At 66.7% G+C, this 14,956-nt stretch carries 17 protein-coding genes and 3 tRNA genes; 7 read left to right on the forward strand and 13 right to left on the reverse strand.

The features are described 5' to 3' along the window. Positions 1–332: 332 nt before the first annotated feature. Both rplL and rplJ read right to left on the reverse strand, forming a co-directional pair. Entirely contained in the window at positions 333–728 is a 396-nt protein-coding gene (gene rplL, locus ACQY5K_RS12020) for a 50S ribosomal protein L7/L12 (protein ID WP_428115521.1), read from the reverse strand. Beyond that, positions 725–1,297, reverse strand: coding sequence for a 50S ribosomal protein L10 (rplJ, locus tag ACQY5K_RS12025; protein WP_428115523.1), 573 nt, complete (start codon positions 1,295–1,297; stop codon positions 725–727). The genes rplL and rplJ overlap by 4 nt, the downstream gene beginning before the upstream one ends. Positions 1,298–1,880: 583 nt before the next feature. On the opposite strand from rplJ, the gene ACQY5K_RS12030 reads away from it, so the two are divergent. Together ACQY5K_RS12030 and ACQY5K_RS12035 are read left to right on the forward strand one after the other, a co-directional pair. Continuing rightward, positions 1,881–2,504 carry a hypothetical protein gene (locus ACQY5K_RS12030; RefSeq protein WP_428115526.1) on the forward strand — a complete coding sequence of 208 codons (624 nt, stop codon included), beginning with the start codon at positions 1,881–1,883 and terminating at the stop codon, positions 2,502–2,504. Positions 2,505–2,508: 4 nt separating this feature from the next. Further along, a complete protein-coding gene (locus ACQY5K_RS12035) occupies positions 2,509–2,739 on the forward strand; it encodes a hypothetical protein (RefSeq protein WP_428115529.1) in 231 nt (76 codons plus the stop codon). 115 nt (positions 2,740–2,854) lie between these two features. On the opposite strand, the gene rplA is transcribed toward ACQY5K_RS12035, so the two are convergent. From rplA to ACQY5K_RS12070, 7 genes are all read right to left on the reverse strand, one after another. Beyond that, on the reverse strand, positions 2,855–3,547 hold the full coding sequence (gene rplA, locus ACQY5K_RS12040) for a 50S ribosomal protein L1 (RefSeq protein ID WP_428122660.1): 693 nt from the start codon (positions 3,545–3,547) through the stop codon (positions 2,855–2,857). Positions 3,548–3,574: 27 nt separating this feature from the next. Continuing rightward, positions 3,575–4,018, reverse strand: a complete 444-nt coding sequence (rplK, locus tag ACQY5K_RS12045; RefSeq protein ID WP_428115531.1) for a 50S ribosomal protein L11 — start codon at positions 4,016–4,018, stop codon at positions 3,575–3,577. A 36-nt stretch (positions 4,019–4,054) separates the two neighbouring features. Beyond that, on the reverse strand, positions 4,055–4,828 hold the full coding sequence (gene nusG / locus ACQY5K_RS12050; protein ID WP_428115534.1) for a transcription termination/antitermination protein NusG: 774 nt from the start codon (positions 4,826–4,828) through the stop codon (positions 4,055–4,057). Between the two features lie 23 nt (positions 4,829–4,851). Beyond that, positions 4,852–5,154: a preprotein translocase subunit SecE gene (gene secE, locus ACQY5K_RS12055; protein ID WP_428115536.1), complete on the reverse strand. Its 303-nt coding sequence runs from the start codon at positions 5,152–5,154 to the stop codon at positions 4,852–4,854. A gap of 87 nt (positions 5,155–5,241) precedes the next feature. Beyond that, a tRNA-Trp gene (locus tag ACQY5K_RS12060) sits at positions 5,242–5,315 on the reverse strand. Positions 5,316–5,418: 103 nt separating this feature from the next. After that, positions 5,419–5,492, reverse strand: a tRNA-Met gene (locus ACQY5K_RS12065). A gap of 23 nt (positions 5,493–5,515) precedes the next feature. Then, a tRNA-Thr gene (locus ACQY5K_RS12070) sits at positions 5,516–5,588 on the reverse strand. A gap of 133 nt (positions 5,589–5,721) precedes the next feature. On the opposite strand from ACQY5K_RS12070, the gene ACQY5K_RS12075 reads away from it, so the two are divergent. Then, positions 5,722–6,225: an N-acetyltransferase family protein gene (locus tag ACQY5K_RS12075; protein ID WP_428115539.1), complete on the forward strand. Its 504-nt coding sequence runs from the start codon at positions 5,722–5,724 to the stop codon at positions 6,223–6,225. Between the two features lie 45 nt (positions 6,226–6,270). Here the strand turns inward: ACQY5K_RS12075 and ACQY5K_RS12080 are convergent, their stop codons facing one another. Beyond that, positions 6,271–7,185 (reverse strand): 1,4-dihydroxy-2-naphthoyl-CoA synthase, encoded by a 915-nt coding sequence (locus ACQY5K_RS12080; RefSeq protein WP_428115541.1) that lies wholly within the window; start codon positions 7,183–7,185, stop codon positions 6,271–6,273. A 106-nt stretch (positions 7,186–7,291) separates the two neighbouring features. On the opposite strand from ACQY5K_RS12080, the gene ACQY5K_RS12085 reads away from it, so the two are divergent. Further along, complete coding sequence (locus ACQY5K_RS12085) at positions 7,292–8,164, forward strand: LLM class F420-dependent oxidoreductase (RefSeq protein ID WP_428115544.1); 873 nt, start codon at positions 7,292–7,294, stop codon at positions 8,162–8,164. 179 nt (positions 8,165–8,343) lie between these two features. Here ACQY5K_RS12085 and ACQY5K_RS12090 read toward each other — a convergent pair whose 3' ends face one another. The 3 genes from ACQY5K_RS12090 to glnT form a co-directional block, all read right to left on the reverse strand. Next, on the reverse strand, positions 8,344–9,645 hold the full coding sequence (locus ACQY5K_RS12090; RefSeq protein ID WP_428115546.1) for a rhodanese-like domain-containing protein: 1,302 nt from the start codon (positions 9,643–9,645) through the stop codon (positions 8,344–8,346). A gap of 16 nt (positions 9,646–9,661) precedes the next feature. Beyond that, complete coding sequence (locus ACQY5K_RS12095; RefSeq protein WP_428115548.1) at positions 9,662–10,279, reverse strand: cysteine dioxygenase; 618 nt, start codon at positions 10,277–10,279, stop codon at positions 9,662–9,664. Positions 10,280–10,397: 118 nt separating this feature from the next. After that, the gene (gene glnT, locus ACQY5K_RS12100) at positions 10,398–11,765 is read right to left on the reverse strand and encodes a type III glutamate--ammonia ligase (protein WP_428115550.1); all 1,368 of its coding nucleotides are present in this window, start codon (positions 11,763–11,765) and stop codon (positions 10,398–10,400) included. Positions 11,766–11,909: 144 nt separating this feature from the next. Between glnT and ACQY5K_RS12105 the strand changes: the two genes are divergently transcribed. The 3 genes from ACQY5K_RS12105 to ACQY5K_RS12115 are packed head-to-tail and all read left to right on the forward strand — an operon-like array spanning position 11,910 to position 14,921. Next, the gene (locus ACQY5K_RS12105; protein WP_428122662.1) at positions 11,910–12,809 is read left to right on the forward strand and encodes a hypothetical protein; all 900 of its coding nucleotides are present in this window, start codon (positions 11,910–11,912) and stop codon (positions 12,807–12,809) included. Positions 12,810–12,822: 13 nt separating this feature from the next. Beyond that, positions 12,823–13,551, forward strand: a complete 729-nt coding sequence (locus ACQY5K_RS12110) for a protein glxC (protein WP_428115553.1) — start codon at positions 12,823–12,825, stop codon at positions 13,549–13,551. Continuing rightward, positions 13,551–14,921, forward strand: a complete 1,371-nt coding sequence (locus ACQY5K_RS12115) for an FMN-binding glutamate synthase family protein (RefSeq protein ID WP_428115556.1) — start codon at positions 13,551–13,553, stop codon at positions 14,919–14,921. Before ACQY5K_RS12110 ends, ACQY5K_RS12115 begins: the two co-directional genes overlap by 1 nt. Positions 14,922–14,956: the final 35 nt, after the last annotated feature.

Here is a 14,956-nt window from a genome sequence, read left to right on the forward strand (position 1 = left end):
AGTTGTGAAGGACAGGTCGCAAGCGACAGCCGGGGGCAGCAAGGACGCGCGCAGTCAAGGGCGTCCGCAGCAACCGGTGAACCCAACGTTGGGCCTCGATGCTGGGGACTGGTGGGGTGCGCGAAGGGAGAAGCCACCTGTGCCACGGCTCGGTCGAGACTACCCAGCGACCGCTGTTGCCACAACCCGGCTGAGTCACAAGGATCGGCACCACGACGTTGCGCCGGCCGGCCGCGCGCAACTGCTCGCAGGCCGTGCCGCCACAGGGGCCCGATGGATCGGGCCGAACAGGGCGCCAGGACGGAATCTCGGACGCGATCTGGGACGCGATGTCAAGTGAGTTCGACTGTGGCGCCGACGGCTTCGAGCGCTCCGCGCGCCTTGTCGGCGTCTGCCTTCGGCACGCCCTCGAGCACGGCCTTCGGTGCCGCCTCGACGAGATCCTTGGCCTCTTTGAGGCCCAGACTCGTGAGCGAGCGCACCTCTTTGATGACCTGCACCTTCTTGTCGCCAATGGCGGTGAGCATCACGTTGAACTCGTCGGGTGCCTCTTCGGCAGCCGCACCGTCACCGTCGCCGCCCGCTGCGCCGGCCGCGACCATCATCGGCGCAGCCACCGCGGCGGTGACGTCGAAGCGCTCTTCGAACGCCTTCTTCAGCTCGACCAGCTCGATCACCGTCATGTTGCCGATGGTGTCGAGAATTTCTTCCGTGGTGGTTGTGCTCATTGGTTGTTCTCCCCTTCTAATGAGTTGCGATCAATCAGTGCTTGGACAAGACCGGGCATTTCGCTGAGCAGGCTGTTCATCATCGATGCCAGCGAGTTCAACGGGGCTGCCAACGCGCCAAGGATCTGCGCCATGACCTCGTCACGTGACGGCAGGTCGGCCATCTCGCCCACCTGGTCGCCGTCAAGCAACGCTCTGCCGAGCACGCCGCCCTTGATGACCAGCGCATCGTGGGTGGCTGCGAAGTCCCGCAGAGCCTTCGCGGCAGCCGACGGGTCCTTTCCGCAGAAGGCAAGCGCGGTGGGTCCGAAGAGCAGATCGAGTGCTCCATCTGGCGCAGAGGATTCGATCGCGAGACGAACGAGGCTGTTCTTGTAAATCTTGTAGCGGCAGCCGGCTTCGATGAGCTGGCCGCGCAGCGCCGCGAGGTCGCCGACGTCGAGGCCGCGGTATTCGGTGAACAGCACCGCCTCCGCGTCGTCGAAGCGCTGGCGGACTTCATCCACCACTGCGACCTTGTCGGCCCGGGGTGCGCGCGCAGGTGCGTCAGTTGCCGTGGTTGCGTTCACCGGGTGCTCCTGTGCTGTTTGGCTGTGCGGGATTGGGCTTGAACGATTCGGTTGCTCACCGGCCCCGGCTCGGGCAGCCGGTCCGCAGACCAGACAGAACCGCTGCCCTGGCGCACGCGCACAGGAACCGCAGTCCGCCTCACCAGGCTCGGAGTGCGAGGCCCGCTCGAAAGGAGCGGAACCGCACGACGATTTCAGGCCGAAGCCACCGGAGATCTACGGCGAGCTTGTTGTCGAACGCACGACGCTACCGGCCGCTTCTCCCGATCCAAACAGCAGCACGACCTGCACCACCACGACACCAAGATCGACACCCCGCCCCACGGCCGCCCCCGCCTGCAGCCCATAACCGCACCCGGCCGCCGGGCCCGGCGCTGGCGGCGCCCCGGCGAGATCATCGGCGCGACGCTGGCTGTGGGGTGTGCCGGGTCGGTCGACGTGTGGGGTTGGGCTACGCTGACATGCACAACACACATGATGTCATGAGTCAAACACGTCGTTCGTCGATTCCGCGGTCGAGCCCGAGACGCTGTATGCGTACCTGATCGCGGTGCTGAACGCGGCCGGGTCCTCGCCCAGGTCGATGTACGCAAAAGCCGCCACCCCGCCCGTGCCCGAACAGCCCGCGGCGACGCCGGGAGAAGTGGCCTACATCTACTCAGGGTTCGCGTCAGGCACCCCGCTCACCTTCGGGTCGATGTCCTCGACAGGGATCGACGCCGACAGCAGCACCTGGGGAGGCTGCCCAGGCGGGACCGGCGGCAGCCAGGACCGCGACGGCACCGTAACCGAGCTCTACTACGTGACCAACAGCATCGAGCGCAAAACCCATCTGGTGTTCAGGCCGGGCCGGGTCATCCCCGACAGGTTCACCCTGACCATCGGCGACGACTCCTACGACTCCGGCTACTTCATCGGCACTGGGGACAAGTACGAGGAGTTCCCCGTCGGGCCCGACATGCACCTCTGGTACGACGTCGGCAACCCCGGCACCACCTTTAGCGACGGGGTCACCGTCACCCTGGACCGGCCCGTCTACCAGGCCCCCACCTACGACGACGTCCTCACCAACGTCGACTGGACCGCCACGATGAGGAAGGGAGACCGACGAGAGACACTCCTGAAGTGGCAGAAATCTGCCGAGTTTCAGCTACTTGATCAGGGGCTACGCCCGCAACACCAGCAAAGGGGCTTTCGTTTTCGGTAACGACATGATCTCGGCCAATTCCAAGCAATACGAGATCATCGACTTCAACGTCGTCCACTACACAGGCGGCTCGTACTTGGAATTCCGCGTCGAAGGCGGACGACTTGGAAACGACGCCACCGTGAACATCGACGGCCGCGACTACCCGGTCGCCGACGCCGCCTGGAACCCTGTCTGCGGAACCCACACCTGGCCCGCCCGCTACACCCTGAATCGACCGCTCTCCTCCGCCTAAAGGTTTGTGCGCATCACATCGGACTAGCCGACCCCAGCCGGCGGTGATTCAACGGCCGGCGTACAGGCCGCCGTCGACGCGGTACAGGCCCGCGGTGAATCTGCGGACGCGGCCGCTAGTTGAACGTTGTTGTGTCGACGTGGATGCCGGGGCCCATCGTGGATGACATGACCATCTTCTTTATGTAACGGCCCTTGGAGCTCGCCGGCTTGGCGCGGGCGAGCTCGTTCATCACGGCGGACAGGTTGGCTTCGAGGTCTTCGGGAGTGAAGCTGACCTTGCCAATCGCGAGATGGATGTTGCCGTAGCGGTCGGTGCGGTACTCGACCTTGCCGCTCTTGAACTCGCCGACGGCCTTGCCGACATCAGCGGTCACCGTGCCCGACTTCGGATTGGGCATGAGGCCTCTCGGTCCGAGTACCCGGCCGAGACGGCCGACTACACCCATCATGTCGGGGGTGGCGATGGCCACATCGAACTCGGTGAAACCAGCCTCGACGCGCTCGGCCAAATCGGCGGCGCCGACGACATCGGCACCTGCCTCGGAGGCTTCGGCTGCGGCGTCGCCCTGGGCGAATACCGCCACACGAACATCACCGCCGGTGCCCGAGGGCAACGCGACCGTGCCACGCACCATCTGTTCGGCCTTGCGAGGATCGACACCCAGCCGGACGGACAAGTCGACCGATTCATCGAACTTTGCCGACGCGCAGCTGCGCACCATGTCGATGGCCTGCTGCGGCTCATGCATTCTCTGCCGGTCGTACCGACGGGTGGCGTCGGCGTACTTCTTCCCTGACATCTGCAGTTCTCCTCTAGCGGTAGGCGGGGCGCGTCAGCCGACGACTTCGATGCCCATCGACCGCGCTGTTCCGATCACCTGCAGCTTGGCGCTGGTCAGATCACGGGCGTTGAGGTCGGGCAGCTTTGTCGTCGCGATTTCGGTCACTTGCCTGTCGGTGACCTGCGCAACGGTCTCACGACCGGGATTCTCGGCTGCCTTCTCAAGTCCCGCGGCCTGACGCAACAGCACTGACGTCGGCGGGGTCTTCGTCACGAACGTGAACGAGCGGTCCTCATAGATCGTGATCTCAACCGGGACGATCGTGCCGCGCTGCGACTCGGTCTGCGAGTTGTACTCCTTGCAGAAGTCCATGATCGCGACGCCGTGCGGACCCAGCGCGGTGCCCACCGGCGGTGCAGGTGAAGCCTGCCCAGCGGGAATCTGAATTTTGACGCTCGCTGTGGCTCGCTTGCGTCTCGTGGGGCTGGCTGCCATGGAGTGCTCCTGGATGATCCTGGGTGAATCGGGGGGTCAGATCTTCGCGACCTGGACAAAATCGAGTTCGACGGGAGTCTCTCGGCCGAAGATGTTCACCAACACCTTCACCTTGAGCTGTTCCTCGTTGATCTCGATGACCTGGCCTTGGAAGTCAGAGAACGGGCCTTCCTTGATCCGAACGCTCTCGTCGATCTCGAAGATCATGGACGGCTTAGTACGGCGCGGCGACTCGGGCCCGTCGTCGGGCTCGGCGAGGAACGCTTCGACTTCGCGCCGGCGCAGCGGCGACGGCTTGCCGCCGGGGCCGGCGTAGCCGGTGACGCCCGGGGTGCTGCGGATCATGTGATGCGCCTCGTCACTGGGGCGGCAGCGAATGAGCAAGTAGCCGGGGAAGACCTTCTTCTTGGCAACGACCTTGCGGCCGGCCTTGAACTCGATCACGTCTTCCATCGGGATGGCGACTTCGAGGATGCGGTCCTCCATGTCGAAGGTGCCGATGCGGGCTTCGAGATTCTGCTTGACCTTCTTCTCGTAGCCAGACTGGGTATGCACGACGAACCAACGGCCCGGAAGGTCGTAGGGCGAGATGCGCTCGGGCTCGGGCTGGGGTTCGGCCTCGGCGAGCAGGTCCTCTTCGCTGAGAACATCGCCTGTGGCGGATTCGCCAGGACTGGACGCGAGGTCGGCGAGAGCATTGGCGGGGTCGTCGGTGCTGGGACCAGTCAGCGTGCTGGCAGTCTGCGCGCCCAGCAGCTGCCGGGCTGCCGCCATCGGGTCGGTCTCGGGCGCTGCGGAAGTGTCGGTCACGGTCGGATCGCTCTCGTGGTGGGTCAGTTGACGTCGAAGAGGCGGAGCACTCCCTCGCCCAGAACCCAGTCGAGTCCGGCGATGAGGGCAGTCAGCACAACGATGGTGATGAACACGACAACGGAAAAGTTGATGAGCTCGGGCCGCGTCGGCCAAATCACCTTCTTCAGCTCTGAACGGACCTCGCCCACGAACTGCGCTGGTCCGGCGCGCTCGGACGTTGGCGATGCCGTTGCGGGCTGGCGCCGTTCACGTCTCGACGCAGGCGCGCCGTCAGCGGTCATCTCGCCCTGACGCTGCAGGTGACGGCGGGTCCGTCGGTTCATGGCCATCTGCGAGGTCTCCGGCTCGGATTGTCAGGGGTTGGGCACAGGCGGTCCGCCCGGCTGTTGGTCAGCAGGGCGGCCGGTTCGCAGGGCAGGAGGGACTTGAACCCGCAACCGCCGGTTTTGGAGACCGGTGCTCTACCAAATTGAGCTACTGCCCTTAGCGAAGGTGCGGGCAGTCTGGACGAATGTCCGCCGCAACAGGCTACCCGCAGCATTGGGAGTCGCGTCCAGAATGAGCAGCGGGACACCGCCGAGATGAAGTAGCGGGACCGGGGCTCGAACCCGGGACCTCACGATTATGAGCCGTGCGCTCTGACCAACTGAGCTATCCCGCCATGGGCGCCGCACGAGGGCGGCGAGCCCCGTGCCGGAATCGAACCGGCGACACCAGCCTTACCATGGCTGTGCTCTACCTACTGAGCTAACGGGGCGGGTTTCGGTGCGCTGGTGGCGAATCGCACGAGCGACACTGAGGCTTGGGGAGTGTATCTGCCCCTGTTGCGGCGATTGCCGGTCGCGAAAGGCCCTAGCTGGGTCGACGGCACCGCCGCTAACTTCGCTGGAATGCACACTCGGCTGGCCACCAGCGGCGACGCCGCTGCGATCGCTGAGATCTACAACCGTGAGGTCACCGAGGGCACGGCGACCTTCGACATGGTGCCGCGCACCGAAGCCGAGCAACTCGCCTGGATGCGGGAGCACTCGGGTGCGTATCCATGCGTCGTGGCGACTTCTGGCCAAGAGGCGGGAGCGACCGTCATGGGATGGGCGTGCCTGTCGCCGTACCGACCGCGTCCGGCGTACTCGACCAGCGTGGAGGACTCGATCTACGTGCACCGCGACCACCAGGGGCGCGGCGTCGGCGATCTCCTGCTGGGCCACCTGGTCGCACTTGCCGACGACCACGGCTTCCACGCAACGTTCGCCCGCATCGCGGACGCCGGCGCCGCGTCGATAGCACTGCATTCCAAGCACGGCTTCGATCTCGTCGGCGTCGAGCGCGAGGTTGGCCGCAAGTTCGGCCGCTGGCTGGACGTGACCGTGATGCAGCGTCTGCGGCCGAGATGATCGGTCGACGAGCTATCGGGGCTGGGCTCCGCAGAGCCGGGCCGATCAGAAGTGCCAGGGGAACTTCTCGAACTCTGGGTCGCGCTTGTCTAGGAACGCGTCACGGCCCTCTGCGGCTTCGTCGGTGCCGTAGGCCAGCCGGGTCGCCTCGCCTGCGAACACCTGCTGGCCGATGAGCCCGTCGTCGATGAGGTTGAAGGCGAACTTGGCCATCCGCTGACCGGTCGGCGAACGGGACACAATCTCGGCAGCCCATTCCAGTGCCACCGACTCCAGTTCGGCGTGGGGCACCACCGCATTCACATCGCCCATGTCGAAGCGCGCCTGGGCGGAGTACGTGCGGCCGAGGAAGAAGATCTCACGGGCCTTCTTCTGGCCGATCTGGCGGGCCAGATATGCAGAGCCGAATCCGCCATCGAAGCTGGCCACGTTCGTGTCGGTCTGGCGGAAGCGAGCGTGCTCGGCCGAGGCAATCGTGAGATCGCACACCACATGCAGGCTGTGGCCGCCACCCGCCGCCCAGCCAGGCACCACGCAGACGACCACCTTGGGCATCATCCGGATGAGCCGCTGGCACTCCAGGATGTGCAGGCGCCCGGTGCGCGCCGGGTCGATCTCGGCTGCGGTTTCGCCGTCGGCGTAGCGATAACCGTCACGGCCGCGGATGCGCTGATCTCCGCCCGAGCAGAACGCCCAGCCGCCGTCCGCCGGCGCCGGGCCGTTGCCGGTCAGCAGGATGCAGCCCACATCGGGCGTCATGCGGGCATGGTCGAGCGCCCGGTACAGCTCGTCGACGGTGTGCGGGCGGAATGCATTGCGCACGTCGGGCCGATCGAACGCAATCCGCACCGTGCCGTGCTCGATGCTGCGGTGGTACGTGATGTCGGTGAAGTCGAATCCGTCGATTTCGTCCCACCGCGATGGGTCGAAGATGTCCGAGACGTGTGCCAAGAAAGCCATGGGCGCTCCAGTGCCGGCGACGTACAGGCACGGTATTGGCTCGGGACGGTCTCCGAACAGGCCTGCGTGCGAGACTGCTGGCCGCCACGAGACAGGGGACAACAACATGAAGTTCGGGCTCAGGTACTGCAACACGGGCAAGTTCGCCATCGACACCGAACTGGCCACCGAGTTGGTGCAGGCGGGCGAGGCTGCCGGTTTCGAGTCGGCGTGGACGGTCGAGCACACCGTCATCCCGTCGGGCTACCAGTCGGCGTACCCCTACAGCCCCGACGGCAAGATGGCCGGCGGCGTGGAGGACTTGTTGCTGCCCGACCCGCTGATGTGGATGGCCTACATGGCGGGCGTGACATCGACCATCAACTTCGCCACGGGCATCCTCATCGTGCCGCAGCACAGCCCGGTCGTGTGCGCCAAGCAGATCGCCACGCTCGACCACATGTCCGGTGGGCGCGTCCTGTTGGGCATCGGCGTGGGCTGGATGCGCGAGGAGTTCGACGCCATCGGTGTCCCGTTCGATGACCGTGGCCCACGCACCGACGAGTACGTGGCTGCTATGCGCGAGTTGTGGTCAGCCGACCGGCCCACCTTCCACGGTGAGTTCGTCAACTTCGACGCTGCCTACTGCCGGCCGCAGCCCGTGAACGGCTCGGTGCCGATCATCGTGGGCGGCGATTCCAAAGTGGCTGCGCGGCGCGCCGGTCGTCTCGGTGATGGCTACTTCCCCGCCCGTGGTGCGCCGTGGGACCTGATCGACCTGGCCCGCCAGACGGCCACAGAGCACGGCCGGAATCCAGATGCGCTCGAGATCACCGTGTCGGTGCCTGCGGACCTCAACGAGATTCCCGAGTTGGCGCGCCGTGGTGTCAGCCGGATTGCGGTGCCGGTCTCCCCGATGGCAGGTCTGCAGACCGTCATCGCGACGCCCGACGACGCCAGCGGCTGGGCTGAAACCATCGAGCGCTTCGCGGATGTGTAGAAGCTGTGTAGAAGCACTCGCGTCTCAAATAGATCGAAATAATTCAAGATCTACTCAAGACACTTAGGAACTACGTTGCGCGATCGGCGGGACGGACCCGGGCTATCCGTATGAGCCGTGCGCCCGGGTCCGTTCCGCTCGCATCGCGCGATGACGCCAGCCTAGGCGCGGGGTGTCCGCTAGAGGAAGCGAAATTCGGCCAGGTCGTCGCCGGCGTACTGGTCGGGCAGGGCGACCTCCCAGTCGAGATAGGCCTGCATCGCGGCCTTGGCCACCTCTGCGTCCTTGGGGTCGTAGGGCAGCGCTGGCTGGCGTGATCGGCGGGCTGTCTCGGCCGCCTCATCACCTCCGCTCACCAGTTCGCTGCTGTCGAGCCAGCCGGGCTTGAGCACCCAGGCGTCCCAGCCCATCTGGATCAGCCACGACGCCGACATCGTGGCACCGATCCCGTCCTCATCGGCCAGCACGACACGCGAACCCCGCGTCACCAGATACTCGTCGGAGGCCTGCACGAGCTGGCCTCCCGGCGCGCACACTGCACCCGGCCCGTGGCCGTGCGCGTACTGCTGCGGAGTGCGCACGTCCATCAGGTACGTCGTGCGGACATCGCCCGCGCAGAGCCAGTCTTCGAGCTGCTCGCTGTCAATGCTTCTGACGCCGCACCGGTGGGCGACTGCACGTGCGGCGGCTACGGCTTGGGCTCTTCCGGCGGGCGACGGTTCGGGCGCCTGATCGTCGCGGCCGTGATCAAGCTGCAGCCCGGCCAGCTCCCAGCCCATCGTGCCGTCCTTGAGGGCAAACACCTGATTGGCCAAACCCGCTGACCGCAGCGACTGGGCACCCATGATGCTCCGAGTGCGGCCGGCGCAATTGACGACCACCGTCGTCGAGTCGTCGACGAGATCTTGCACCCGGCGGACCAGCTCTCCCCCAGGGCACGAGCGGCCGCTGGGAATGGACATGCGGTTGAACTCGCGTCGGGTGCGCGAATCGAGCACCACCAGGTCTCGGCCGTCAGCCAGCCAACCCGCCAGCTCATCGGCGGTGACGTGCGGTGTGCGGAAATGGGCCTCGACCAGTTCGCCGAACAGCTTCGAGGGGACGTTGATCCCGGAATACAGCTCGCCGCCTGCCGCGGCCCAGGCGTCGATGCCACCGTCGAGCACGGCGGTGTCGGTGTAGCCGAGCACGGTCAGCTCCAGCGCGACCGCTGCAGCTTCTCCCCCGCCGGCGTCACAGACGACGACGGGTGTTGACAGACGCGGAATGCGACTGGGCGCCTCGAGTCCGACATGACTCGGCGGAAGGTTCGCTGCGTAGAGCAGGTGCCGACGCGTGAAGTCGGCAGGCTCGCGCGCGTCGACCAGCGCAAGCTCGCCCGGCTCGCCGCCAAGCAGGCCACTGGCGCCCGGCTCGCCGCCAAGCAGGCGACGGTGCACCGCCATCAGATCGGCAGCAGTGATGCTGCGAACGTCGGCCATCGAATGCGCTCGCCGATCAGGCAGCGTCGTAGCGCGCTTCGACGATGCTTGTCACGTCAGCGAAGATCCGCCACTCGCCTTCGTCCGCGTTCCAGTAGCGGCGGCCCGTCATCTGCTCCATCGCCAGCCCGTAGCAGTGGAAATTGGTCGAGGTGCCCTCGATGTGGATCGAATGCACGTCGTGGCCGAGCATCGCGACTCCGGTGCCGCGCTGGACCATCGCCTCCCGGGCGACGTGCGGTTCACCTTCGCCGGCACAGCAGTCGTAGAAGCGGTTCAGCTCCTGGCCGCGCATGCCCACGATGACTGCCCAGGTGGTGTGCTCGTGCGGCGGTGCCGACGTGCCGACTCCCACGCTTTGGACATACAGCGCCAACGTGCCGTCGTCGTTTTGGGCCAGTCGGTAGTTGAACGAGCCCCGCTCGCCGTCCGGCGGCGGAAAGTCCTCGGCGGGGAACAGGTTCTCGTGCTCGGCCAGTTCCAGCAGCCGTTCCTTGATGCGTGCGATGCCGGCCCGGTCGATGCCGCCGTGCTCACGACCATGTGCGTCGATCTTTGCGATGTCGTCCATCACGTCCGCGACGGCCGCGGCACGCTGCGACGCTCGAGCAGCGGCTGCATCCGATGCGCTCATGGTTTCCCCTCGCCCCTCAGCCCCTGCGCGCATCGTAGGCAATCCAGCCCCCGCCGTCGTGCCACGCTGGCGTCGCGCCGACGTGCAACTGCGACGGTGGAGCCTGCGAGCGCAAGGTTCAGAACAGCGTGAGGTACTGGTCGATCTCTCCGGCAGTGACCTCGTGGTGGTGGGCGAGGAATTCGTCCCGCTTCACCTTCACGAAATAATCGCGGTAGGGACCTTCGGCGGTGTCGCCCAGCCCCGCCCCGATGACGTCGCAGGACCCGAGTTGCTCGGCGGCGTGCAACAGCGTGGGCGGGAGTGACCGGATGCCCTTGGCCGCCACTTCTTCGCCAGACAGGGCGTGCAGATTGTCGGTGTTGGGTTCGCCCGGGTCGATGTTGTTGTCGATGCCGTCGAGTCCGCAGGCCAAGAACGCAGCGAACATGAGGTACGGGTTGGCGGCGCCGTCGCCCAGGCGAATCTCGATCCGGTCGGGCTCGGGGATGCGGATCATCTGCGTGCGGTTGTTGCCGCCGTAGGCCGCGTACGCCGGCGCCCAGGTGGCTCCCGAGGTGGGCGCCCCCACACCCATCCGCTTGTAGGAGTTGACGATCGGGCAGACCACCGCCACCAACGACGGCGCGTGGCGGACGATCCCGCCCACGAACTGGTAGGCGAGGTCGCTCAGGCCCAGTCCCTTGGTGTCGGGCCCGCCGCCGCTTCCGCCGATGAACAGCGGCTCGTCGGTGTCGGCGGCCCACAGGCTGAGGTGGGTGTGCAGCCCGTTGCCGGTCTTGTCAGAGAATGGTTTGGGCATGAATGTGGCGTAGCGGCCGTCGCGCTGAGCCAGGGTGTGCACCATCAGCCGGAACAGGATCAGCCGGTCGGCGGTGGTCAGCGCGTCGGAGTACAGCCAGTTCTGCTCGTACTGGCCATTGGCGTCCTCGTGATCGTTGGCGTAGTTGCCCCAGCCCATGGCGTCGAGGTTCTTCGACACCGCCACCAGGTGCGGCAGCATCCGGGTGAGGCCCTTGGCGTCGTAGCACGGCAGCGCCATGTTGTCGCGTTCGTCGGCCACCGAGATCGAGCCGTCGTCGTTGCGCACCACCAGCGAGTACTCGGCCTCCACGCCGCACTTGAGAACGAGGTTGCGCTCGGCTAATGCTTCCAGCGACCGGCGCAGGATCACCCGGGGCGAATACGGCCACAGCTCGCCCTCCACGGTGGGATCGCACTGCATTGCAGCCACGTTCGGCTGCCACGGCAATTGCGTATACGACGCAGGGTCGGGCAGGGCCAGGATGTCGGGACTGGATGGGTCCTGGCCCATCGGGCCGGCCGCGAAACCGGCGAAGCCGGCCCCGTCGCTCATCAGCCCGTCCAAGGCGCTGATCGGCACCAGCTTGGCGCACGGTTTTCCGTGCATCTCCACGAACATGGCGTAGATGAACTCCACGCCGTCGGCCTCGGCCCGGCTGCGGATCTCGTCGACTGCGTCCATGTCGCCCCCTGTGATGTCGTGCCGCCCGGGGCGGCCCTCGCGCCGACAGTAGTCAACGTTCCCGGTAGCGAAGACGGAGCAGGGCTGAGCGCTACGGTGCGGGGCTGGACCTCGGTGGCGGGGATGACCGGCTGGAGGTGCGCCATGTGCGGGATCGTGGGCTTGTTCTGCAAGACCGAGACCCACCGGCACGAGCTGGGCCGGCTGACGGCGGTGATGCTGCGCGAGATGCGCGACCGCGGCCCCGACAGTGCCGGTTTCGCCGTGTACGACCCGGGCATCGAAGGTCGCACGCGCGTCACCGTGCTGGCTGAAGGGCTCGAGGTGGACTGGGGGCAGGTGGCTGCCGCGCTGGAAGAGGTGCTGGGCGCGGAGGTGACGGTGCGAGCGGTGCATGACCACGCGGTGTTCTCCACCGGTGGCGCCGGACGCACCGTTCGCCAGTGGATCATCGACAATGTGGCAGGGGCATCAGTGCTGAGCTACGGCGACCAGATCGAGCTGTACAAGGCGGTGGGCGACCCGGATCTGGTGGCTGAGCGCTACGACCTGGCGGGGCGCACCGGCACCCATGCGCTGGCCCACACCCGGATGGCGACCGAATCGGCGGTCACCACCAACGGCTCGCACCCATTCGTCACCGGCGCTGATACCTGCCTCGTGCACAACGGGTCGCTGTCGAACCACAACGGGCTGCGGCGGTTCTTGGAGGCCCGGGGCGAGTCGTTCCAGACCGAGAACGACTCTGAGGTGGCCGCCGGCTACCTGTCGTGGCGGATGCGCTCGGGCGACTCCATCTCGGCGGCACTCGAGGGCGCGCTGGGCGACCTGGACGGCTTCTACACGTTTGCGATCGGCGTGGCCGACGGGTTCGCTATCTTGCGCGACCCCATCGCCTGCAAACCTGCGGTGGTGGCCGAGACCGACGACTGGGTGGCCATGTCGTCGGAATACCGGGCCATCGCCCGGCTGCCCGGCGCGCTCGACGCCGAGGTATGGGAGCCCGAGCCGGCCCGCATCTATGCTTGGTCCCTGGCCGCGTGAGGGGACGGATGGCATGATCGGGGCCGCGCGCGTCTTCGATCTCGCTGAGGCGAGCCGGCGCGAGCTCAACCGGGCGCTGCACGAGGCCCGCGACGGCAAGTCCTTCGAGGTGGTCAATCCCCGGGGCGCCCACGCCGTGGCCTGCGGGATCACTGCGAACATCGACGTGGTGGTGCGCGGCTCGGTGGGCTACTACTGCGCCGGGATGCACCAGCGAGGCCGCGTGCTGGTGGAGGGCAATGCCAGCACCGGACTGGCCGAGAACATCATGTCCGGAGTGGTGCACATCACCGGCAACGCCACCATGTCGGCGGGTGCCACCGGCTGCGGCGGTCTCGTGGTCGTGGGCGGCAACGCAGGCGCCCGATGCGGCATTTCCATGAAGGGTGCCGACATCGTGGTGGGCGGCAACGTCGGCCACATGAGTGCGTTCATGGCCCAGGCCGGGAACTTGGTGGTGTGCGGCGATGCTGCAGCGGACTTGGGCGACTCCATTTACGAGGCGCAGATCTTCGTGCGGGGCGACGTGGAGTCGCTGGGCGCTGACTGTGTGGAGAAGGGGATGCGGCCCGAACATCTCGACCTGGTGGGGCGGTTGCTGGCCGCGGCTGGCGGGGTGGCCGACGGTGCCGCGCCTCGCGACTTTCGCCGCTACGGCTCGGCCCGGCGCCTCTACAACTTCACTATCGACGATGTGGATGCGCTGGCGGCCGCCGAGGCTGGGCAGGAGGCTGAGCGCTGATGACTGCGACACCGAACGGGACACCGGCGAGGGGCTTCGAACCCTCGAACACCGATCCCGACTCTTGGCATCTGCGCGAGTCCTACACCTTCGATCGCAACGTGATCGCCGAGATTCGCCGCGCCGCCAACACCGGCATCTACCGGATCCGGGGATGGGGCGCCAAGCGCCGCCTTCCCACCCTGGATGACCTGGTGTTCCTAGGGGCGTCGATGTCGCGCTACCCGCTGGAGGGATACCGCGAGGCCTGCGGCACCGATGTGGTGATCGGCGAAGGCCGGGCCGAGCGTCCCGTGCATCTGAAGATTCCGGTGACCATCGCCGGGATGAGCTTCGGCTCGCTGTCGGCGCAGGCCAAGGAGGCGCTCGGCCGGGGCGCATCGGCGGCGGGGACATCCACCACCACCGGTGACGGCGGCATGACCGCTGAGGAGCGTGAGCACTCATCGGTGCTCGTCTACCAGTACCTGCCGTCTCGCTATGGCATGAACCCGGACCATCTGCGAGCGGCTGATGCCATTGAGGTAGTGGTGGGCCAGGGCGCCAAGCCGGGCGGTGGCGGGATGCTGCTTGGACAAAAGATCACCGAACGGGTAGCCGAGATGCGCACCCTGCCCACCGGGATCGACCAGCGTTCGGCATGCCGCCATCCCGACTGGACCGGTCCCGACGACCTGGAGATCAAGATCGGCGAGCTGCGTGAGATCACCGACTGGCGGGTGCCGATCTACGTGAAGGTGGGTGCGGCCCGCCCGTACTACGACACGGCGCTGGCGGTGAAGGCCGGTGCAGATGCGGTGGTGGTCGACGGCATGCAGGGCGGCACGGCCGCCACCCAAGACGTGTTCATTGAGCATGTCGGCATCCCGACGGTGGCTGCCATTCCCGAAGCAGTGCGGGCCCTGCGGGAGCTCAGGGTGCATCGGCGCGAGGTAAAGCTCATTGCCGCGGGGGGCTTTCGGTCTGGTGCGGATGTGGCCAAGGCGCTGGCGCTCGGCGCCGATGCTGCCTCGATCGGTACTGCCGCGCTGATCGCCATCGGCGACAACGACCCTGCGTATGAGGCCGAGTACCGAGCCTTGGGAACATCGGCCGGTTTCTGGGAAGACTTCCAGGCCGGCACCGACCCGGCCGGCATCACCACGCAGGACCCGGAGCTGTCAGCCCGGCTCGACCCGGTGCTGGCCGGTCGGCGGTTGGCCAACTACCTGCAGGTGCTCACCATCGAGACTCAGATCCTGGCTCGGGCCAACGGCAAGTCGCACGTGCTGAACTTGGAACCCGAAGATCTGGCCGCGCTCACTGTGGAGGCCGCAGCAATGGCAAAGGTGCCCCTCGCCGGCACAAGCTGGATACCCGGCGCCGATTAAGTCGGCGTTGTCGCCTGCGGGGCTGGCCCGGGCCC

It is taken from the genome of Candidatus Poriferisodalis sp. (genome assembly GCF_965262965.1).
In the GTDB taxonomy this organism is placed as follows: Bacteria; Actinomycetota; Acidimicrobiia; order Acidimicrobiales; family Poriferisodalaceae; genus Poriferisodalis.